This is a genomic window from Streptomyces sp. NBC_00236 (genome assembly GCF_036195045.1).
GTDB lineage: Bacteria > Actinomycetota > Actinomycetes > Streptomycetales > Streptomycetaceae > Streptomyces.
This window is the reverse complement of record NZ_CP108100.1, coordinates 6,353,382-6,375,108: the sequence shown is the minus strand read 5'-3', so window position 1 is coordinate 6,375,108 and position 21,727 is coordinate 6,353,382. Positions and strand designations below refer to the sequence as shown.

General features: G+C 66.8%; 12 protein-coding genes and 2 rRNA genes. 3 read left to right on the top strand and 11 right to left on the bottom strand.

Annotated elements, in window-relative coordinates; translation table 11 throughout:
- Positions 1-71 precede the first annotated feature (71 nt).
- From OG446_RS28585 to thyX, 5 genes are all read right to left on the bottom strand, one after another.
- Positions 72-3,196: ribosomal RNA gene (locus OG446_RS28585) — 23S ribosomal RNA — on the bottom strand.
- Positions 3,197-3,492: 296 nt separating this feature from the next.
- Positions 3,493-5,018: ribosomal RNA gene (locus OG446_RS28580) — 16S ribosomal RNA — on the bottom strand.
- The 16S and 23S rRNA genes sit together here, the layout of an rRNA operon.
- A gap of 631 nt (positions 5,019-5,649) precedes the next feature.
- Positions 5,650-7,335, bottom strand: coding sequence for a ribonuclease J (locus OG446_RS28575; protein WP_328896700.1), 1,686 nt, complete (start codon positions 7,333-7,335; stop codon positions 5,650-5,652).
- 131 nt (positions 7,336-7,466) lie between these two features.
- Complete coding sequence (dapA, locus tag OG446_RS28570) at positions 7,467-8,366, bottom strand: 4-hydroxy-tetrahydrodipicolinate synthase (RefSeq protein WP_328896699.1); 900 nt, start codon at positions 8,364-8,366, stop codon at positions 7,467-7,469.
- A 152-nt stretch (positions 8,367-8,518) separates the two neighbouring features.
- Positions 8,519-9,256: an FAD-dependent thymidylate synthase gene (thyX, locus tag OG446_RS28565; protein ID WP_326657514.1), complete on the bottom strand. Its 738-nt coding sequence runs from the start codon at positions 9,254-9,256 to the stop codon at positions 8,519-8,521.
- Between the two features lie 186 nt (positions 9,257-9,442).
- Here thyX and OG446_RS28560 point away from each other — a divergent pair, with 186 nt between their 5' ends.
- On the top strand, positions 9,443-9,682 hold the full coding sequence (locus OG446_RS28560; protein WP_328896698.1) for a hypothetical protein: 240 nt from the start codon (positions 9,443-9,445) through the stop codon (positions 9,680-9,682).
- A gap of 94 nt (positions 9,683-9,776) precedes the next feature.
- Positions 9,777-10,328 carry a hypothetical protein gene (locus tag OG446_RS28555; protein ID WP_328896697.1) on the top strand — a complete coding sequence of 184 codons (552 nt, stop codon included), beginning with the start codon at positions 9,777-9,779 and terminating at the stop codon, positions 10,326-10,328.
- 90 nt (positions 10,329-10,418) lie between these two features.
- Here the strand turns inward: OG446_RS28555 and OG446_RS28550 are convergent, their stop codons facing one another.
- From OG446_RS28550 to eccD, 6 genes are all read right to left on the bottom strand, one after another.
- Positions 10,419-10,889 (bottom strand): hypothetical protein, encoded by a 471-nt coding sequence (locus OG446_RS28550; protein WP_328896696.1) that lies wholly within the window; start codon positions 10,887-10,889, stop codon positions 10,419-10,421.
- A gap of 14 nt (positions 10,890-10,903) precedes the next feature.
- Positions 10,904-11,656: a 4-hydroxy-tetrahydrodipicolinate reductase gene (gene dapB / locus OG446_RS28545; RefSeq protein WP_328896695.1), complete on the bottom strand. Its 753-nt coding sequence runs from the start codon at positions 11,654-11,656 to the stop codon at positions 10,904-10,906.
- A 24-nt stretch (positions 11,657-11,680) separates the two neighbouring features.
- Positions 11,681-13,060 carry a M16 family metallopeptidase gene (locus tag OG446_RS28540; RefSeq protein ID WP_328896694.1) on the bottom strand — a complete coding sequence of 460 codons (1,380 nt, stop codon included), beginning with the start codon at positions 13,058-13,060 and terminating at the stop codon, positions 11,681-11,683.
- A complete protein-coding gene (locus OG446_RS28535; protein WP_328898441.1) occupies positions 13,057-15,270 on the bottom strand; it encodes a polyribonucleotide nucleotidyltransferase in 2,214 nt (737 codons plus the stop codon). Before OG446_RS28535 ends, OG446_RS28540 begins: the two co-directional genes overlap by 4 nt.
- Positions 15,271-15,540: 270 nt before the next feature.
- On the bottom strand, positions 15,541-15,831 hold the full coding sequence (rpsO, locus tag OG446_RS28530; protein ID WP_018551846.1) for a 30S ribosomal protein S15: 291 nt from the start codon (positions 15,829-15,831) through the stop codon (positions 15,541-15,543).
- 175 nt (positions 15,832-16,006) lie between these two features.
- The gene (gene eccD, locus OG446_RS28525; protein WP_328896693.1) at positions 16,007-17,482 is read right to left on the bottom strand and encodes a type VII secretion integral membrane protein EccD; all 1,476 of its coding nucleotides are present in this window, start codon (positions 17,480-17,482) and stop codon (positions 16,007-16,009) included.
- Positions 17,483-17,725: 243 nt separating this feature from the next.
- Between eccD and eccCa the strand changes: the two genes are divergently transcribed.
- On the top strand, positions 17,726-21,685 hold the full coding sequence (gene eccCa / locus OG446_RS28520; RefSeq protein WP_328896692.1) for a type VII secretion protein EccCa: 3,960 nt from the start codon (positions 17,726-17,728) through the stop codon (positions 21,683-21,685).
- Positions 21,686-21,727 lie beyond the last annotated feature (42 nt).

Genomic DNA, 21,727 nt, shown 5'->3' with positions numbered 1-21,727 from the left:
AAATTAACCAACACCGGAAATAAACACGGCCGTTCGTTATTTCAGAACTAACACAGTGGACGCGAGCAACTGAGGACAAGCCCTCGGCCTATTAGTACCAGTCAGCTCCACCCGTTACCGGGCTTCCACATCTGGCCTATCAACCCAGTCGTCTACTGGGAGCCTTAACCCTTCAAGAGGGTGGGAATACTCATCTCGAAGCAGGCTTCCCGCTTAGATGCTTTCAGCGGTTATCCTTTCCGAACGTAGCCAACCAGCCATGCCCTTGGCAGGACAACTGGCACACCAGAGGTTCGTCCGTCCCGGTCCTCTCGTACTAGGGACAGCCCTTCTCAATATTCCTACGCGCACAGCGGATAGGGACCGAACTGTCTCACGACGTTCTAAACCCAGCTCGCGTACCGCTTTAATGGGCGAACAGCCCAACCCTTGGGACCGACTCCAGCCCCAGGATGCGACGAGCCGACATCGAGGTGCCAAACCATCCCGTCGATATGGACTCTTGGGGAAGATCAGCCTGTTATCCCCGGGGTACCTTTTATCCGTTGAGCGACAGCGCTTCCACAAGCCACTGCCGGATCACTAGTCCCGACTTTCGTCCCTGCTCGACCCGTCGGTCTCACAGTCAAGCTCCCTTGTGCACTTACACTCAACACCTGATTGCCAACCAGGCTGAGGGAACCTTTGGGCGCCTCCGTTACTCTTTAGGAGGCAACCGCCCCAGTTAAACTACCCATCAGACACTGTCCCTGATCCGGATCACGGACCCAGGTTAGACATCCAGCACGACCAGAGTGGTATTTCAACGACGACTCCACAACCACTGGCGTGGCCGCTTCAAAGTCTCCCACCTATCCTACACAAGCCGAACCGAACACCAATATCAAACTATAGTAAAGGTCCCGGGGTCTTTCCGTCCTGCTGCGCGAAACGAGCATCTTTACTCGTAGTGCAATTTCACCGGGCCTATGGTTGAGACAGTCGAGAAGTCGTTACGCCATTCGTGCAGGTCGGAACTTACCCGACAAGGAATTTCGCTACCTTAGGATGGTTATAGTTACCACCGCCGTTTACTGGCGCTTAAGTTCTCAGCTTCGCCGACCCGAAAGTCAGCTAACCGGTCCCCTTAACGTTCCAGCACCGGGCAGGCGTCAGTCCGTATACATCGCCTTACGGCTTCGCACGGACCTGTGTTTTTAGTAAACAGTCGCTTCTCGCTGGTCTCTGCGGCCACCCCCAGCTCACCGAGTAAATCGGATCACCAGTGATGGCCCCCCTTCTCCCGAAGTTACGGGGGCATTTTGCCGAGTTCCTTAACCATAGTTCACCCGAACGCCTCGGTATTCTCTACCTGACCACCTGAGTCGGTTTAGGGTACGGGCCGCCATGAAACTCGCTAGAGGCTTTTCTCGACAGCATAGGATCATCCACTTCACCACAATCGGCTCGGCATCAGGTCTCAGCCTTAATGTGTGACGGATTTACCTACCACACGGCCTACACCCTTACCCCGGGACTACCACCGCCCGGGCTGGACTACCTTCCTGCGTCACCCCATCGCTTACCTAGTACAAGTCTGGTTCGTCGGCTCCACCACTACCCTCAACTCCGAAGAGATCGGGCCGGCTTCACGGACTTAGCATCGCCTGATTCAGTATTGGGCGTTTCAAAGCGGGTACCGGAATATCAACCGGTTGTCCATCGACTACGCCTGTCGGCCTCGCCTTAGGTCCCGACTTACCCTGGGCAGATCAGCTTGACCCAGGAACCCTTAGTCAATCGGCGCACACGTTTCTCACGTGTGTATCGCTACTCATGCCTGCATTCTCACTCGTGAACCGTCCACAACTCGCTTCCGCGGCTGCTTCACCCGGCACACGACGCTCCCCTACCCATCCCAGCCCCCGTTGGGGGTACATGCTGGAATGACACGACTTCGGCGGTACGCTTGAGCCCCGCTACATTGTCGGCGCGGAATCACTTGACCAGTGAGCTATTACGCACTCTTTCAAGGGTGGCTGCTTCTAAGCCAACCTCCTGGTTGTCTCTGCGACTCCACATCCTTTCCCACTTAGCGTACGCTTAGGGGCCTTAGTCGATGCTCTGGGCTGTTTCCCTCTCGACCATGGAGCTTATCCCCCACAGTCTCACTGCCGTGCTCTCACTTACCGGCATTCGGAGTTTGGCTAAGGTCAGTAACCCGGTAGGGCCCATCGCCTATCCAGTGCTCTACCTCCGGCAAGAAACACACGACGCTGCACCTAAATGCATTTCGGGGAGAACCAGCTATCACGGAGTTTGATTGGCCTTTCACCCCTAACCACAGGTCATCCCCCAGGTTTTCAACCCTGGTGGGTTCGGTCCTCCACGAAGTCTTACCTCCGCTTCAACCTGCCCATGGCTAGATCACTCCGCTTCGGGTCTTGAGCGCGCTACTAAATCGCCCTATTCGGACTCGCTTTCGCTACGGCTTCCCCACACGGGTTAACCTCGCAACACACCGCAAACTCGCAGGCTCATTCTTCAAAAGGCACGCAGTCACGACTGCATGTGCAAGCACATACAGCGACGCTCCCACGGCTTGTAGGCACACGGTTTCAGGTACTATTTCACTCCGCTCCCGCGGTACTTTTCACCATTCCCTCACGGTACTATCCGCTATCGGTCACCAGGGAATATTTAGGCTTAACGGGTGGTCCCGCCAGATTCACACGGGATTTCTCGGGCCCCGTGCTACTTGGGTGTCTCTTAAACGAGCCGTTAATGTTTCAGCTACGGGGGTCTTACCCTCTACGCCGGACCTTTCGCATGTCCTTCGCCTACATCAACGGTTTCTGACTCGTCTCACGGCCGGCAGACCATGAAAAAGAGATCCCACAACCCCGCATGCGCAACCCCTGCCGGGTATCACACGCATACGGTTTGGCCTGATCCAGTTTCGCTCGCCACTACTCCCGGAATCACGGTTGTTTTCTCTTCCTGAGGGTACTGAGATGTTTCACTTCCCCTCGTTCCCTCCACACTGCCTATGTGTTCAGCAGCGGGTGACAGCCCATGACGACTGCCGGGTTTCCCCATTCGGAAACCCCCGGATCAAAGCTTGGTTGACAGCTCCCCGGGGACTATCGTGGCCTCCCACGTCCTTCATCGGTTCCTGGTGCCAAGGCATCCACCGTGCGCCCTTAAAAACTTGGCCACAGATGCTCGCGTCCACTGTGCAGTTCTCAAACAACGACCAGCCACCCATCACCCCACCCTTACAGGCGAGTTCACTGGGGCCGGCAACCGAAGGACGACCATGACGGCCGTACCTTCAGATACCCAACAGCGTGCCCGACCCGACCGATCACCCTCACGTTCCACGCCGAAGCAGTACTAGTGAAAACAACCTGTCGTGCCGAATAGTCAACGTTCCACCCATGAGCTAACCACCGCCGAACATTTGCCGGCGTAGTGGCTCTGGATTCCTTGCGGAATCTAGATGCTCCTTAGAAAGGAGGTGATCCAGCCGCACCTTCCGGTACGGCTACCTTGTTACGACTTCGTCCCAATCGCCAGTCCCACCTTCGACAGCTCCCTCCCACAAGGGGTTGGGCCACCGGCTTCGGGTGTTACCGACTTTCGTGACGTGACGGGCGGTGTGTACAAGGCCCGGGAACGTATTCACCGCAGCAATGCTGATCTGCGATTACTAGCAACTCCGACTTCATGGGGTCGAGTTGCAGACCCCAATCCGAACTGAGACCGGCTTTTTGAGATTCGCTCCGCCTCGCGGCATCGCAGCTCATTGTACCGGCCATTGTAGCACGTGTGCAGCCCAAGACATAAGGGGCATGATGACTTGACGTCGTCCCCACCTTCCTCCGAGTTGACCCCGGCAGTCTCCTGTGAGTCCCCATCACCCCGAAGGGCATGCTGGCAACACAGAACAAGGGTTGCGCTCGTTGCGGGACTTAACCCAACATCTCACGACACGAGCTGACGACAGCCATGCACCACCTGTCACCCGACCACAAGGGGGGCCGTATCTCTACGGCTTTCCGGGCGATGTCAAGCCTTGGTAAGGTTCTTCGCGTTGCGTCGAATTAAGCCACATGCTCCGCTGCTTGTGCGGGCCCCCGTCAATTCCTTTGAGTTTTAGCCTTGCGGCCGTACTCCCCAGGCGGGGAACTTAATGCGTTAGCTGCGGCACCGACGACGTGGAATGTCGCCAACACCTAGTTCCCAACGTTTACGGCGTGGACTACCAGGGTATCTAATCCTGTTCGCTCCCCACGCTTTCGCTCCTCAGCGTCAGTAATGGCCCAGAGATCCGCCTTCGCCACCGGTGTTCCTCCTGATATCTGCGCATTTCACCGCTACACCAGGAATTCCGATCTCCCCTACCACACTCTAGCCTGCCCGTATCGACTGCAGACCCGGGGTTAAGCCCCGGGCTTTCACAACCGACGCAACAAGCCGCCTACGAGCTCTTTACGCCCAATAATTCCGGACAACGCTTGCGCCCTACGTATTACCGCGGCTGCTGGCACGTAGTTAGCCGGCGCTTCTTCTGCAGGTACCGTCACTTTCGCTTCTTCCCTGCTGAAAGAGGTTTACAACCCGAAGGCCGTCATCCCTCACGCGGCGTCGCTGCATCAGGCTTTCGCCCATTGTGCAATATTCCCCACTGCTGCCTCCCGTAGGAGTCTGGGCCGTGTCTCAGTCCCAGTGTGGCCGGTCGCCCTCTCAGGCCGGCTACCCGTCGTCGCCTTGGTAGGCCATTACCCCACCAACTAGCTGATAGGCCGCGGGCTCATCCTTCACCGCCGGAGCTTTTAACCTTCCCCCATGAGAGGGAAAGTGTTATCCGGTATTAGACCCCGTTTCCAGGGCTTGTCCCAGAGTGAAGGGCAGATTGCCCACGTGTTACTCACCCGTTCGCCACTAATCCACCCCGAAAGGCTTCATCGTTCGACTTGCATGTGTTAAGCACGCCGCCAGCGTTCGTCCTGAGCCAGGATCAAACTCTCCGTGAATGTTTTCCCGTAATCGGGTAGACACCACGAGAGCGGAACGACCAAGTCGGAATATGACCGGCCGTTCGCTATGTCCTCGCTGTGTGCATTGCCTACCAAGCCCGAAGACTTGTTAGGACTTTCAAAGGAACCTCGAACCTGCCGAAGCAGGTCGGGGTATCAACATATCTGGCGTTGACTTTTGGCACGCTGTTGAGTTCTCAAGGAACGGACGCTTCCTTCGTACTCACCCTCAGAACATTTTCTGGGGCTTTCCTCCGGGCGCTTCCCTTCGGTCTTGCGTTTCCGACTCTATCAGACTCTTTCGTGTCCGATTCCCGGTCGAAGCGGGTTTCGCATTTCACTTTCCAGTTCTTCGCTTTCGCGCTTTCCCTTTCCAGCGGTTTCAACCTTACCAGAACCCGTGCGTACCGTTTCCGGTCCGAATTTGAATTCTGATGGCCGTTGAAGTGGCCTTGCCTTTCGGCGGATCCGACGTTATCAGAAGTTCTGAGTCGGAATTTCCACCCTCGGGATCACGGCGCACACGTGTGCGCGGTGGTTCCCGGCGGGGTGGAGACGTAAACGTACTGGAGCGGGGCGCCCCGATGCAAATCGGGGGCCCCGCTCCGGAGTTCGCGCCTGTCGAGGGTCAGACCTCGACGACGACGGGAAGGATCATCGGGCGCCGGCGGTAGGTGTCGGAGACCCACTTGCCCACCGTGCGACGGACGAGCTGCTGGAGCTGGTGCGGCTCCATGACGCCGTCCTGCGCCGACTTGTTGAGGGCCTCTTCGACCTTCGGTACGACCGCGCTGAACGCCGAGTCGTCGATGCCGGAGCCCCGGGCCTGGAAGTGGGGGCCGCCCACGATCTTGCCGGAGGAGCTGTCCACCACGATGAAGACCGAGATGATGCCCTCGTCGCCGAGGATGCGGCGGTCCTTGAGCGAGGTCTCGGTGACATCGCCGACCGAGAGGCCGTCGACGTACACATAGCCGGCCTGGACCTTGCCGACGATCTTGGCCTTGCCGTCGATCAGGTCGACGACCACGCCGTCCTCGGCGATCACGATGTGGTCCTTCGGAACGCCGGTGAGGGCGCCGAGCTCGGCATTGGCCCTGAGGTGGCGCCATTCGCCGTGGACCGGCATCAGGTTCTTCGGCTTGCAGATGTTGTAGAAGTACAACAGCTCGCCGGCCGAGGCGTGACCGGAGACGTGCACCTTGGCGTTGCCCTTGTGGACGACGTTGGCGCCCCAGCGGGTCAGACCGTTGATCACGCGGTAGACCGCGTTCTCGTTACCCGGGATCAGCGACGAGGCCAGGATGACGGTGTCACCCTGCACGATGCGGATCTGGTGGTCACGGTTGGCCATCCGGGACAGGGCCGCCATCGGCTCGCCCTGCGAACCCGTGCAGACGAGCACCACCTCGTCGTCCGGCAGGTCGTCGAGCGTCTTGACGTCGACGACCAGGCCCGCGGGAACCTTCAGATAGCCCAGGTCACGGGCGATACCCATGTTCCGGACCATCGAACGTCCGACGAAGGCGACCCTGCGGCCGTACTCGTGCGCCGTGTCGAGGATCTGCTGGATGCGGTGCACGTGACTGGCGAAGCTCGCCACGATGATGCGCTTCTGCGCATTGGCGAAGACCGTGCGCAGCACGTTCTGGATGTCCCGCTCGGGCGGTACGAAGCCGGGCACCTCCGCGTTCGTCGAGTCGGAGAGCAGAAGGTCGATGCCTTCCTCGCTCAGCCGGGCGAAGGCGTGCAGGTCGGTGAGCCGGCCGTCCAGCGGCAGCTGGTCCATCTTGAAGTCGCCGGTGGCGACCGCCATGCCCGCAGGTGTGCGGATGGCGACCGCGAGAGCGTCCGGGATGGAGTGGTTGACCGCGATGAACTCGCAGTCGAAGACTCCGATGCGCTCGCGCTGCCCCTCCTTGACCTCAAGGGTGTACGGGCGGATGCGGTGCTCCTGGAGCTTGGCCTCGATGAGCGCGAGGGTCAGCTTGGAGCCGATGAGCGGGATGTCCGGCTTCAATCGCAGCAGATACGGGACACCACCGATGTGGTCCTCGTGTCCGTGCGTGAGGACGATGCCCTCGATGTCGTCGAGACGGTCCCGGATGGTGGTGAAGTCCGGAAGGATCAGGTCGATTCCCGGCTGCTCCTCTTCGGGGAAGAGGACGCCGCAGTCGACGATGAGCAGGCGGCCGCCGTACTCGAAGACCGTCATGTTGCGGCCGATTTCGCCGAGGCCGCCGAGGGGCGTGACCCGCAGGCCGCCCTTCGGGAGCTTCGGCGGGGTGCCGAGTTCAGGATGCGGATGACTCAAAAGACTCTCCTTACCACACGCGCCACGTACCGCTTGGGCACGTGGCGCGCATGTCATTCGTGCACTTGCTGTTGTCTTTGGTGTTGCTCTGTTGCGAACGTTCTTCGCGTATTCAGTTGTGAAGTCTGTGGTTACAGCTGTACCCCACCGGCGGCGAGATCGATCTTGAGCTGTGCCGTTTCCTGTGCGGTGAGTTCCACCAGGGGCAGGCGCAGCGGGCCCGCCGGGAGGCCCTGAAGGGTCAGCGCCGCCTTGGTGGTGATCACGCCCTGGGTGCGGAACATGCCCGTGAACACCGGAAGCAGCTTCTGGTGGATCTCCGTGGCCTTCTGTACGTCTCCGCCGAGGTAGGCCTCGATGAGGGCCCGCAGGTCCGGGGTGACGACATGGCCCACGACGGAGACGAGACCGACCGCACCGACCGACAGGAGCGGCAGGTTCAGCATGTCGTCACCCGAGTACCAGGCCAGGCCGGACTGTGCGATGGCCCAGCTCGCGCGGCCGAGGTCGCCCTTGGCGTCCTTGTTCGCCACGATGCGCGGGTGCTCGGACAGCCGGACCAGGGTCTCCGTGTCGATCGGGACACCGCTGCGGCCGGGAATGTCGTAGAGCATCACCGGCAGGCCGGTGGCGTCCGCGATCGCGCTGAAGTGCCGGAGGAGGCCCTCCTGCGGCGGCTTGTTGTAGTACGGCGTGACCGCGAGGAGGCCGTGGGCGCCGGTGCGCTCCGCAGTGCGGGCGAGTTCGACGCTGTGGCGGGTGTCGTTGGTCCCGATGCCGGCGACCACGTGCGCCCGGTCTCCGACCGCCTCCAGCACAGCCCGTACGAGCTGGTCTTTCTCCGCGTCGCTGGTGGTCGGGGACTCGCCGGTGGTGCCGTTGATGATCAGGCCGTCGTTGCCTGCGTCCACCAGATGGGTGGCGAGCCGCTGGGCGCCGTCGAGGTCGAGTGCGCCGTCCGCCGTGAAGGGCGTGACCATAGCGGTGAGGACCCGCCCGAAGGGGGTCTGCGGAGTGGAGATCGGAGCCATGGGTAACACGCTACTCGTTGCTCGGCGCTCAATGTCCCCTCGGGGGGACAAGCAAGAGGAGCCCGGCACTGCCTGCTCGGGGGTTCAAGCAGTGCCGGGTCCGTTTGATCAGCCTAGATGAACTTCACGAAACGCCGCAATACGGACACCGCTTACGGGGCAACGCGTCCATTTTTGTTGAAGGCTGCATGGGTGAGCGGCATGAGCTCCGCCCAGTGCGCCTCCATCTGTTCGCCGACCATCTCGATCTCCCGCTGCGGGAACGAAGGAACCTTCGCAAGCTCGTGCTGCGTACGCAGGCCGAGGAAGTGCATCAGCGAGCGGGCGTTGCACGTCGCGTACATCGAGGAGAACAGGCCGACCGGGAGGACCGCACGGGCGACCTCGCGGGCCACTCCCGCCGCGAGCATCTCCTGGTAGGCCTCGTACGCCTGGCGGTACGAGTCCTCCATGACCCGGCCGGTGAGCTCGGCCTGGGCCTCGGTGCCTTCGACGAACTCGTACTTTCCGGGACGGCCCTGCTGGACGAGCTTGCGGGACTCGCCCGGGACGTAGAAGACCGGTTCCAGCTCCCTGTAGCGGCCCGATTCCTCGTTGTACGACCAGCCCACGCGGTGCCGCATGAACTCGCGGAACACGAAGATCGGGGCACTGATGAAGAAGGTCATCGAGTTGTGCTCGAACGGGCTGCCGTGCCGGTCCCGCATCAGGTAGTTGATGAGCCCCTTGGAGCGCTCAGGATCCTTGGTGACCTCTTCGAGGGACTGCTCTCCGGCCGTCGAAACACGGGCGGCGAACAGCACATCGGAGTCACCGGCGGCGTGTTTCACCAGGTCAACGGTGACATCGCTGCGGAAGCTGGGCTTTGCGGGCTCGGGGGTCTCGGTCACCGGCGGGGTCCTTCCAATGGCGTCGCTCGGGCGGCGCCCACTCTACGGGCCACCACTGACAACGCGGTCCGCACCGCCCGTCCGGGGATTTCTTCGGCCAATCCGGCGATTCGGGGCACCGATCGGGCTCGCCGTGCGTCTGACTCATTAGCACCACCCGAATCAGACTTCAAGGAGAGCTACCTCATGTTCCGCCGGCGTGAACCCGTCCCGTTCTCGTTCGTAGCCGAGGCCGACCGGTTCCGCAGTAACGTCACACCGCCCCCGCGGGAGCGCGCCTCCCTCTCCGAGAGGGCGGGCAGCATCCTGATCGGCCTCGTCGTGGTCGCCGGGCTCGCCGGATCACTGCTCCTCGGACTGCCCGCCCTGGCTCCCGAGCAGTCGCCGCAGCACAGTCAGCAGACCGAGGCCGCACACGGGCGCTGACTCGTACGGGCCCCCTGGGGTGGTCCGGCCGGTAGCCTCCTCGGTAGCCTCACCGGGCACAGCAATCGAGCGTGCTTGTGAGTGAGGATCAGTCGTGCCCCTGCCCTTCCTGACGGCCGACCGCGCATTTGACGCGAGCGCTGAGGATGTCGCGCTGCCGTTCGACGACCACGACAGCTGGCGGCGCCCCTACCGCCCCGGGCCCTGGCGTGTCGCGGCCGCGGCCGGGCTGCTGCTGCTCGCCTCGTTCGTCCTGTTCGCCGGGATGATCACGGCGTTCGCCGGGGCGATGCCCGGGGCCGGAGCGTGTCTCGCCCTGGCCCTCGCGGTGATCATCTGCGCCCTGCGGATGCTGCGGATCGGCGCGTGGGTGAGCCGGCACGGTGTGCGCCGGGTGGGTTTCTTCCGGACGACGACGGTGCCGTGGAACCGCGCCGCCGCGGTGCGTACGGTGCAGCAGCCGGTGAAGTGGCTCGGGTTCCCGCGCACGGTGCAGGGCCAGGCGCTGATCGTCGTGCGCAAGGGTGGGGACGCGATGCCGCCGCTGCTCACGGACTCCAACGCGGACTTCCTGGCGCGCGGTGAGGCGTTCGACCGTGCCGCCGACACGATCGAGGCGTGGGGGGACGAGTACCGGCAGCGCTGAGGGCCCGCCTGCCCCCGGCCGGAAAAACGAGACCGTCCGGCGTTCGCGATGAACGCCGGACGGTCTCGTCGTGTGCGGGAGAACCGCGCCCTAGTTGCCGGACGGGGCCGCTGAGGCCGGTGTGCGGCCTCTGTGCAGCGCGATGGCCCGCTGCATGGCCTTCCTGGCCCTGGGGGTGTCCCGGGCGTCCTGGTAGGCCACAGCGAGGCGGAACCAGCAGCGCCAGTCGTCCGGCGCGTCCTCCGTCTCCTCCTTGCGGCGGGTGAACACCGCGTCGGCGGCGTCCCGGTCGATCCTGCCGCTCGGAGTACGGGCCAGGTCGTCGACGGGCAGGCCGCCCTCGGCATCGAGTTCGGCGGCGAGGGCGTTGGCCCTCCGGACGAACTGGGTGTTCTTCCAGAGGAACCAGATGCCGATGACCGGAAGGATCAGCACGGCGACCCCGAAGGTCACCGTCAGCAGCGTGCCGTGCCTGATGAGCAGGACACCTCGGCTGCCGACCAGGAGGAAGTAGAAGACCAGGACGGCAGCGGTGACGGCGTAAGTGATCTTTGCGCGCATGGCGGTGGACTCAGTCAGTTCAGGTCGAGGAAGTTTTCCAGGCCGAACGTCAGGCCCGGAGTGGTCGCCACGCGGCGTGCTCCGAGCAGGATGCCCGGCATGAAGCTGCTGTGGTGCAGGGAGTCGTGCCGGATGGTGAGGGTCTCGCCCTCGCCCCCGAGCAGCACCTCCTGGTGGGCCAGGAGACCGCGGAGCCGGACCGAGTGGACCGGGATCCCGTCGACGTCCGCGCCGCGTGCTCCGTCCAGTGCCGTCGCGGTGGCGTCCGGCTGGGGCGCGCAGCCCGCCTCCCGGCGGGCCTCGGCGATCAGCTGGGCGGTGCGCGCGGCGGTGCCGGAGGGGGCGTCGGCCTTGTTGGGATGGTGCAGCTCGATGACCTCGACGGACTCGAAGTAGCGGGCGGCCTGCTGCGCGAACTTCATGGTGAGGACCGCGCCGATGGAGAAGTTCGGCGCGATGAGCACACCGGTCCCCGGGGAACCGGAGAGCCAGGTGTTCAGCTGCGCGAGCCGTTCGTCGGTCCAGCCGGTGGTGCCGACCACGGCGTGGATGCCGTGCCGGACGCAGAAGTCGAGGTTGTCCATCACCGACGTGGGGGTGGTGAGCTCGACGGCGACCTGGGCGCCGGAGTCCGTCAGGGACTCCAGCCTGTCGTCGCGGCCGAGCGCGGCCACCAGTTCCATGTCGTCGGCGGCCTCGACCGCTCGTACCGCTTCCGAGCCGATACGGCCCCGGGCACCGAGAACGGCCACGCGCAGCTTGCTCATTGCTCTGCTTCCTTACAAAGGGATTTAGGAGACCGCTTCGTCGAGGCGGTCGGCCTGCTTGTCCTTGAGCGGGCCGATGACGGAGAGCGAGGGGCGGTGTCCGAGGACCTCGCCCGCCACCGCGCGGACGTCGTCCGGGGTGACCTGCGCGATGCGGGCCAGCATGTCGTCGACCGACATCTGCTCGCCCCAGCACAGTTCGCTCTTGCCGATCCGGTTCATCAGGGCGCCGGTGTCCTCCAGGCCGAGGACCGTGGAGCCGGAGAGCTGGCCGATGGCACGGCTGATCTCCTCGTCGTCGAGCCCGTCCGACGCGACGCGGTCGAGCTCGTCGCGGCAGATCTTGAGGACGTCGTGCACCTGGCTGGGCCGGCAGCCCGCGTACACGCCGAACAGTCCGCAGTCGGCGAAGCCCGAGGTGTACGAGTAGACGCTGTAGGCGAGGCCGCGCTTCTCCCGTACCTCCTGGAAGAGGCGGGAGCTCATGCCGCCGCCGAGTGCGGTGTTGAGTACGCCGAGCGCCCAGCGGCGCTCGTCGGTGCGGGCCAGTCCCGGCATGCCGAGGACCACGTGGGCCTGCTCGGTCTTCCGGTTCTGCAGTTCGACCCGGCCCGCGGTGCGCAGCGTGCGGGAGCCCTCGCGGGGGGCCGTCGGGACGGCGTCGGTGCGGGACAGCGCACCGGCGCGCTCGAAGGCCTTGCGGACCTGGCGTACGACCGTGGCGTGGTCGACGTTGCCTGCTGCGGCGACGACCAGGTGCGTGGGGTCGTAGTGCTTCTTGTAGAAGCGGGCGATCTGGCCGCGGTTCAGGGCGTTGATCGTGTCCACGGTGCCGAGGACCGGGCGGCCGAGCGGGGTGTCGCCGAGCATGGTGTGCGCGAACAGGTCGTGCACGCAGTCGCCCGGGTCGTCCTCCGTCATCGCGATCTCTTCGAGGATGACGCCGCGCTCGGCGTCGACGTCCTCGGAGGCGATCAGGGAGCCGGTCAGCATGTCGCAGACGACGTCGATGGCCAGCGGCAGGTCGGTGTCCAGGACCCGCGCGTAGTAGCAGGTGTACTCCTTCGCCGTGAAGGCGTTCATCTCGCCGCCGACCGCGTCGATCGCGGAGGAGATGTCGAGGGCGCTGCGCTTGGCGGTGCCCTTGAAGAGGAGGTGTTCGAGGTAGTGCGTCGCGCCGTTCAGCGTCGGGGTCTCGTCGCGTGATCCGACGTTGGCCCAGATGCCGAAGGTGGCGGAGCGTACGGAGGGCAGTGTCTCGGTGACGATGCGCAGGCCGCCGGGGAGGACCGTGCGGCGGACCGTGCCGATGCCGTTGGTGCCCTTGAGGAGTGTTTGGGTACGGGCGACGGCCCGCCCCTCCGAAGAGGGGCGGGCCGTCGTCACGGAACTACGGGACGTCACTTGTCGGTGTCGTCCTTCGTCTCGTCCTCTTCGCCCTCGATGACGGGGATGAGGGAGAGCTTGCCGCGGGAGTCGATCTCCGCGATCTCGACCTGGACCTTGGCACCGACGCCGAGCACGTCCTCGACGTTCTCCACGCGCTTGCCACCGGCGAGCTTGCGGATCTGCGAGATGTGCAGCAGGCCGTCCTTGCCGGGCATCAGGGAGACGAACGCACCGAAGGTGGTGGTCTTGACGACCGTACCCAGGTAGCGCTCGCCGACCTCCGGCATGGTCGGGTTGGCGATCGCGTTGATCGTGGCGCGCGCGGCCTCGGCCTGCGAGCCCTGCTGGGCACCGATGTAGATGGTGCCGTCGTCCTCGATCGTGATGTCGGCGCCGGTGTCCTCCTGGATCTGGTTGATCATCTTGCCCTTGGGGCCGATGACCTCACCGATCTTGTCCACCGGGATCTTGACGGTGATGATCCGCGGGGCGTTCGGGGACATCTCGTCCGGGACGTCGATGGCCTCGTTCATCACGTCGAGGATGTGGAGGCGGGCGTCACGGGCCTGCTTCAGCGCGGCGGCCAGGACCGAGGCGGGGATGCCGTCGAGCTTGGTGTCGAGCTGGAGCGCGGTCACGAACTGCTTCGTACCGGCGACCTTGAAGTCCATGTCACCGAACGCGTCCTCGGCACCGAGGATGTCGGTGAGGGCGACGTAGTGGGTCTTGCCGTCGATCTCCTGCGAGATCAGACCCATGGCGATACCGGCGACGGCGGCCTTGAGGGGCACACCGGCGTTCAGCAGCGACATGGTGGAGGCGCAGACCGATCCCATGGACGTCGAGCCGTTGGAGCCCAGCGCCTCGGAGACCTGGCGGATCGCGTAGGGGAACTCCTCGCGCGACGGCAGCACCGGCACGATGGCGCGCTCGGCGAGCGCACCGTGGCCGATCTCGCGGCGCTTGGGCGAGCCCACGCGGCCGGTCTCACCGACGGAGTACGGCGGGAAGTTGTAGTTGTGCATGTAGCGCTTGCGGGTCACCGGGGAGAGGGTGTCCAGCTGCTGCTCCATCCGGAGCATGTTGAGGGTGGTGACGCCCAGGATCTGGGTCTCGCCACGCTCGAACAGCGCCGAGCCGTGCACGCGCGGGATGGCCTCGACCTCGGCGGCGAGCGTACGGATGTCCGTGACGCCACGGCCGTCGATGCGGACCTTGTCCTTGATGACGCGCTCGCGGACCAGCTTCTTGGTCAGCGCGCGGTAGGCACCGGAGATCTCCTTCTCGCGGCCCTCGAAGGCCGGGAGGAGCTTCTCGCCCGCGATCTCCTTGATGCGGTCGAGCTCCGCCTCGCGCTCCTGCTTGCCGGCGATGGTGAGCGCCTTGGCGAGCTCGGTGCTGACGGCCTTGGTGAGGGCCTCCAGGACGTCGTCCTGGTAGTCGAGGAAGACCGGGAACTCACCGGTGGGCTTGGCGGCCTTGGCGGCGAGGTCGGACTGGGCCTTGCAGAGCGCCTTGATGAAGGGCTTCGCGGCTTCCAGACCGGCGGCGACGACCTCTTCGGTCGGGGCCTCGGCGCCGTCCTTGACCAGCTGGATGGTCTTCTCGGTGGCCTCGGCCTCGACCATCATGATCGCGACGTCGCCGTCCTCCAGGACGCGACCGGCGACCACCATGTCGAAGACGGCGTCCTCGAGCTCGGTGTGCGTCGGGAAGGCGACCCACTGGCCCTTGATCAGGGCGACGCGGGTGGCGCCGATGGGGCCGGAGAAGGGCAGGCCCGCCAGGATCGTGGAAGCGGACGCGGCGTTGATCGCGACCACGTCGTACAGGTGGTCGGGGTTGAGCGCCATGATCGTCTCGACGATCTGGATCTCGTTGCGCAGGCCCTTCTTGAAGGAGGGGCGCAGCGGGCGGTCGATCAGGCGGCAGGTGAGGATCGCGTCCTCGGAGGGGCGGCCCTCCCGGCGGAAGAAGGAGCCGGGGATCTTGCCGGCGGCGTACTGCCGCTCCTCGACGTCCACCGTGAGGGGGAAGAAGTCGAGCTGGTCCTTGGGCCGCTTGGAAGCGGTGGTGGCCGACAGCACCATGGTGTCGTCGTCCAGGTACGCGACGGCGGAGCCTGCGGCCTGCTTGGCCAGGCGGCCCGTCTCGAAGCGGATGGTGCGGGTGCCGAAGGTTCCGTTGTCGATAACGGCCTCGGCGTAGTGGGTCTCGTTCTCCACTAGTGATTTCTCCATACTCGTCGTCTTTCGTCCTTGCGCCCGTGTGGCGCAGGACGGTGCGGAGAAGCGCACCGTGTGTGCGGGGCCGGTCTTCGATCGAAGCCCACGGGCGTTGTCCCGGGGGCCACTACCGAGGACCGGCGGCGGCCGTGGCGCGCCTCTCCTCGTCTGTTGTTGTACGTCCAGGTTACTGAGGTTGCCCCCGGTACCGCACGTACGGCAAAGGGAGCGGCCCCCTAGAAGTGGGAACCGCTCCCTTTCACAGCGTCCTTACTTGGCGCCGCCGGCCGCGCCACGGCGGATGCCGAGGCGGTCGACGAGCGCACGGAAGCGCTGGATGTCCTTCTTGGCCAGGTACTGCAGGAGGCGGCGACGCTGGCCGACCAGGATCAGCAGACCACGACGGGAGTGGTGGTCGTGCTTGTGCGTCTTGAGGTGCTCCGTCAGGTCCGAGATCCGGCGCGAAAGCATGGCGACCTGAACCTCGGGGGAACCGGTGTCGCCCTCCTTCTGCGCGAACTCGGTCATGATCTGCTTCTTCGTAGCGGCGTCGAGCGGCACGCGGTACTCCTCTTGGTGTTCGATGCGCTCACGAGTGCCCCTGGTCTGGATCTCAGGGGAGCTTGGACGACTCGGGAGCGAAGGTCCGATGAGCGCAGTCCCCAGAATCAACCGGGAACGCGTACACAAACGGCCACAGCCAGACTACCAGCCGCCCGGAGCGGCCCCGACAGCCTCAGCCCGTGAGGGCCCTGGCGCGCGCGAAGACGTCGAGGACCGCCAGGCAGAGCGGGACGAGGGAGAGCAGGAGCGCGCTCTCCGCCAGGTCCAGGATCCGGCCCCAGAACGGGGAGAGTCCCTTGCGGGGAACGATCAGGCCGGCCGCGGTCAGCAGGGTCACGCCGGCGACGACGGCCGCGCAGAGCCACACCGTACGGAGGTCCAGGTCGCCGCGGTCCCCGTACCGGGCGAGCTCCGCCACCGGGCCGGCGGGCGGATTCAGCGCGAGGCCGAGGATCAGCAGGGCGAGGGCGCCGAGGCCCGCCGCGAGCACGCAGACGACCTGCGAGGTGTAGCGGAAGAGCCGGGCCCGCAGCAGCATGGCCGCGCCCGTGGCCAGGGCGAGAAGCCGGGCCCAGGTGTCGCCGGAGAAGCCGAGCACCGCTGCGGACAGGGCGACGAGGGCCGCGCAGCCGCCGACGAGGCCGAGGAGGAGTTCGTGGCCGCGCCGCGCCCGCTCCGCGATGCGCGCGGCATCGACGGGGGCGTCGCGGTGGCCGGCGTCCGGATCGGCGAAGGGGTCGTCGTAGCCGGCCCGGGCGGTGCGCTGCGGGGTGTATCCGATGGGGAGCCGGGCGAAGCGGGCCGAGAGGCCGGGCAGGAAGGCGACGAGCCCGATGGCGGCCGGGGAGCAGACGGCGGCCGCCGCGGCGGGCGAGGACTCGGTGAGGATCACGGCGAAGGAGGCCAGGGTGCCCGCGGTGGCGAGGAGGGCCGCCGCGACGAACGGCGCGTCGCCCCCCGGGGTGACGGCGACCAGGACCACGGAGGCGAGGAGCACGGCGACACAGCCGAGCAGGAGCTGGAGCCTGCCCGGTCCCTGGCCGGTGTCCGGGCCGATGATGCCGGAGCCGGCGAGCAGGACGAGGGGCAGCGCGCCGAGGCCGAGGGCGACGGCCGTGACCCGGTCCCCGTAGACCCGGGCGCGCACCCCGGCGAAGGCGGTGAGCAGCACGCCGGCGGCGCCCGCGATGATGCCGGGCAGGCCGTGCATGTCGTGGCGGACCGGGTCGGCGAACCAGAGGACGAAGCCCATCAGGACGAGCAGCAGTGCGGCGCCCGCCGGGCCTGCGCCGCGCAGCAGGTCGTCGCTCCACAGGTGGCGGTCGCGGGCGACGGCGGAGGCGACGGCGTCCGAGACGTCGTCGAACACGGCGGGCGGCAGCGATTCGGCGAACGGTCGCAGGGCCAGGATCTCGCCGTCGAGCACCTGCTGGGCGGCGAGGGTGCGGGCACCGTCGAGGACCGTGCCGTCGCTCCGTACGAGGTGGTGGCCGGTGGGAGTGGCGACGGCCTGGGTCCGGCCGGTGAGGCGGAGGATCTCCGGGCAGATGTCGGCGACGGCGAGGTCCTCGGGCAGCGCGACGTCGATCCGGCTGTCGGGCGCCACGACAGTGACGCGGCAGAAGCCCGTCGCTGCGGTCGTACTCACGTGTCTGGATCCCCCCGGTCGGCGGCTGCGCGCGGTCACGGGTCCGGTCCCCCGGTTCCGCGGTCGCGCACGATGCGCGCGCAACCCTACCGGGACGGGTGAATCCCGGATTCTGCGTCGGTGTCCGGGAAGTTAGGATCGCCGTCGCGCGGAGGCCAGTCCGTGGGCGGAGGCAGCCACGGGGGCGCCGGTGCGGGTCCGCCCGGCCTCCGGCCCGTCCGTACCGAGGGATTTGATGCACCGGTGAGCCAGATCGTCGTGAAGCGTCCGCCGCGGGCCCTGCCGCCGGAACCGCCCGCGGACGGGCTGACGTTGAAGGCCCCTCCCGCGTTGCCGCGCGGGCAGCGCGAGGGCTTGCTGATGCAGGTGCTGCCGGTGCTCGGCATGGGTTCGTCGGTGGTCTTCTTCTTCTCGCCGCAGGCACCGCCGTTCATGCGGATCATGGGTGTGCTGATGCTGGTCTCGACGGTCGCCATGGCGGTCGCCCAGGTGGTCCGTCACCGGCGCGGTACGCAGGGGCAGTTGGCGGATGCCCGGCGCGACTACCTCGCGTACCTGGCGCAGACGCGGCGCACGGTGCGCCGGACGGCGCGCGCCCAGCGTGATGCGCAGTGGTATCTGCATCCCGGCCCCGACCAGCTGTGGTCGGTGGTGGCGGAGGGCGTCCGGGTCTGGGAACGGCGGTCCGGTGACGAGGACTTCGGGCAGGTGCGGGTCGGGCTCGGGGTGCAGGCGCTGTCGACGCCCCTGTCGGCGCCGGACACCGATCCGGCCGACGATCCCGAGCCGGTGTGCGCGGGGGCGCTGCGGCGGTTCCTGGCGGTGCACGGCTCGCTGGACGGCCTGCCGGTCGCGTTCCCGGTGCGGGCGTTCCACCGGGTGACGGTGTGCGGTCTGCCGGAGTCGGCGCAGTCGCTGGCGCGGGCGGTGGTGGCCCAGTTGGTGACGTTGCACGCGCCGGACGATCTGGTGGTCGCGGTCGTGGCGGGGCCGGATGCGGTGGCGCGCTGGGACTGGACGAAGTGGCTGCCGCACACACAGGTGCCCGGTGAGGTCGACGGGGCTGGTTCGAAGCGGCTGTTCGCGGCGGACCTGGCCGCTCTCGAACCGTTGCTGGCCGGGCGGCTGGAGGGGCGGCCGCGGTTCGGCCGGGAGAGCGCCCCGCTGCCGGACCAGCCGCACATCGTGGTGGTCGTCGACGGTGGCCGGGTGGCGCCGGACTCGGGGCTCGCGGCGGCGGAGGGGCTGCAGGGGGTGACCGTCGTCGAGGTGGCGGAGGGTGAGCCCGCCGCCGTCCGCGGCGGGCTCACGGTGATGGTCCGGCCGGGGCTGCTGCGGTTGGAGCCGGCCGGGGGCGCGGTGTTCGAGGGCGTACCGGACGGCATCTCGCTGCCCGTGGCCGAGGCGCTGGCGCGGCAGCTGGCGCCCTTGCGGACGGGGGGCGGCAAGGACGGTGAACCGCTGCTGTCCGACGTGGACTTCACCGAACTGCTGGGCCTCGGCGACGCGGACACGGTCGATGTGGCGCGCACCTGGCGGCCGCGGCCGGTCTCCGAGCGGCTGCGGGTGCCGATCGGTGTCGGCGAGGACGGCCTGCCGGTGATGCTGGACCTCAAGGAGGCGGCGCAGGACGGCATGGGGCCGCACGGGCTGTGCGTCGGCGCGACGGGTTCCGGCAAGTCGGAGCTGCTGCGGACGCTGGTGCTGGGGCTCGCGGTCACGCACCCCTCCGAGACGCTGAACTTCGTGCTCGCGGACTTCAAGGGCGGGGCGACGTTCAGCGGTATGGCGCAGCTGCCGCACGTGGCCGCGGTCATCACCAACCTGGCCGACGACCTGGCCCTCGTCGACCGGATGGGCGACGCCATCCGTGGAGAGCTCCAGCGCCGGCAGGAGCTGCTGCGCTCGGCGGGCAACTACGCCAACATCCATGACTACGAGAGGGCCCGGGCGGCGGGGGCGGCGCTGGAGCCGCTGGCCTCGCTGGTGCTGGTCATCGACGAGTTCTCCGAACTGCTCACCGCCAAGCCCGACTTCATCGACATGTTCATCCAGATCGGCCGCATCGGCCGTTCGCTGGGTGTGCATCTGCTGCTGGCCTCGCAACGGCTGGAGGAGGGAAAGCTGCGCGGTCTGGACACGTATCTCTCGTACCGGATCGGGCTGCGGACCTTCTCGGCCGCCGAGTCGCGGACCGCGCTGGGGGTGCCGGACGCGTACCACCTGCCGTCGGTGCCGGGCTCGGGCCTTCTCAAGTCCGGTACGGAGGAGATGACGCGGTTCAAGGCGGCGTACGTGTCGGGGGCGTACCGCCGGGGTGGTGCGGGGCCCGCCGCGGGGCAGTTGCCGGCCGCGCGGCGGGCGGCGCTGTTCCGTGCGATGCCGGTGCCGCCGGGGGGTGCGGGGCCCGGGGGGAGTGTCCCGCCGCCGGTGCCGGTGCGGGCTCATCAGGACGCGTTCGCCGACACCGTGCTCGACGTGGTCGTGCGGCGGCTGGAGGGGCAGGGGGTGCCTGCGCATCAGGTGTGGCTGCCGCCGCTGGACCGGGCTCCGGCGCTGGACCAGTTGCTGCCGGGGCTCGCGCCGGCCGAGGGGCGCGGGTTCACCGCCACGGGGTACAGCCGGCCCGGCGGGCTGACGGTCCCGCTCGGCCTGGTCGACAAGCCGTTCGAGCAGCGGCGCGAGGTGCTGTACCTCGACTTCTCCGGGGCTGCGGGGCATCTGATGGTGGTCGGCGGTCCGCAGTCGGGGAAGTCGACGCTGCTGCGGACGCTGATCGCCTCGTTCGCGCTCACGCACACCCCGCAGGAGGTGCAGTTCTACGGCCTCGACTTCGGTGGCGGCGGGCTCGCGCCGCTGGCGGAGCTGCCGCATGTGGGGCAGGTCGCCTCACGGCTGGATCCCGAGCGGGTGCGGCGCACGGTCGCGGAGGTGGCGGGGGTACTGGCCCGGCGCGAGGAGCTGTTCCGCGCCCGGGGCATCGACTCCGTCGCCACGTACCGGCGCGGGCGCGCGCTCGGCGAGCTCCCCGGTGAGGCGTGGGGGGACGTGTTCCTGGTCATCGACGGCTGGGACGGCTTCCGGACCGCGTACGAGTCGCTGGAACCGGTCGTCACGGACATCGCCGCACGCGGTCTCGGTTACGGGGTCCACGTGGTGCTCTCGGCCGCGCGGTACATGGAGGTGCGTGCCGGGCTGAAGGACCAGGTCCTCGGGCGGCTCGAACTGCGGCTCGGTGACGTCATGGACTCCGAGTTCGACCGGAAGGTCGCCGGCCGGGTGCCCGCCGGTGTGCCGGGCCGCGGCCAGGTGGCGGAGAAGCTGCACTTCATGGGCGCGCTGCCGCGCATCGACTCCGTCACCGACGCGTCGGGCCTCGCCGACGCGACCGCCGCGCTCGTGGGGGCGGTGCGGGCGAACTGGGCGGGCGCCCCGGCACCCTCCGTACGGCTGCTGCCGCTGAAGCTGCCCGCGGAGCGGTTGCCGAAGGGGTTCGAGTTCCCGGACCGCGGGATCGCGATCGGGATCGCCGAGACGGATCTTGAACCGGTGTTCGTCGACTTCGACACCGATCCGTTCTTCCTGGTCTTCGGCGAGAGCGAATCGGGCAAGACCAATCTGCTGCGGCTGATCGCGAAGCAGATCGCGGAGCGGTACTCCCCCGAGGAGGCGAAGCTCGTCGTCGGGGACTACCGGCGGGGCCTGCTGGGCGCACTGCCGGAGAGCCATCTCCTGGAGTACGCGCCGACGGCGGACGCGCTGGGGACGCATATGGAGGCGCTGGCCGGGGTGTTCGCCCGGCGGCAGCCGCCGGCGGACGTGACTCCGCGGCAGTTGCGGGACCGGAGCTGGTGGACCGGCCCGCGGATCTTCATCGTGGTTGACGACTACGACCTGGTGGCGACGGGCGCGGGCGGTCCGCTGGCACCGCTGGCGGAGTACCTCCCGTTCGCCCGGGACACCGGCGTGCGCTTCGTCATCGCGCGCAGTTCGGCGGGGGCGTCGCGTGCGATGTACGAGACGTTCATGCAGCGGATCAAGGAGCTGGGGGCCCAAGGGGTGGTGCTGTCCGGCAGTCCGGCCGAGGGCGACCTCATCGGGGCGGTGCGCGGGCATCCCATGCCGCCGGGGCGCGGGTACTTCGCCACCAGACGGCGCGGCAACCCCCTGGTGCAGACGGGAAGGCTTCCGGAGCGGCCCTGAACGACGGCACGGATGCACAGGAAGGCTGCTCTCCGCAGGGGA

Coding starts and splice junctions, on each gene's coding strand:
- OG446_RS28550 (WP_328896696.1), bottom strand. CDS start 10,889: ATGCGCGCAAAGATCACTTACGCCGTCACCGCTGCCGTCCTGGTCTTC.
- dapB (WP_328896695.1), bottom strand. CDS start 11,656: ATGAGCAAGCTGCGCGTGGCCGTTCTCGGTGCCCGGGGCCGTATCGGC.
- OG446_RS28560 (WP_328896698.1), top strand. CDS start 9,443: ATGTTCCGCCGGCGTGAACCCGTCCCGTTCTCGTTCGTAGCCGAGGCC.
- dapA (WP_328896699.1), bottom strand. CDS start 8,366: ATGGCTCCGATCTCCACTCCGCAGACCCCCTTCGGGCGGGTCCTCACC.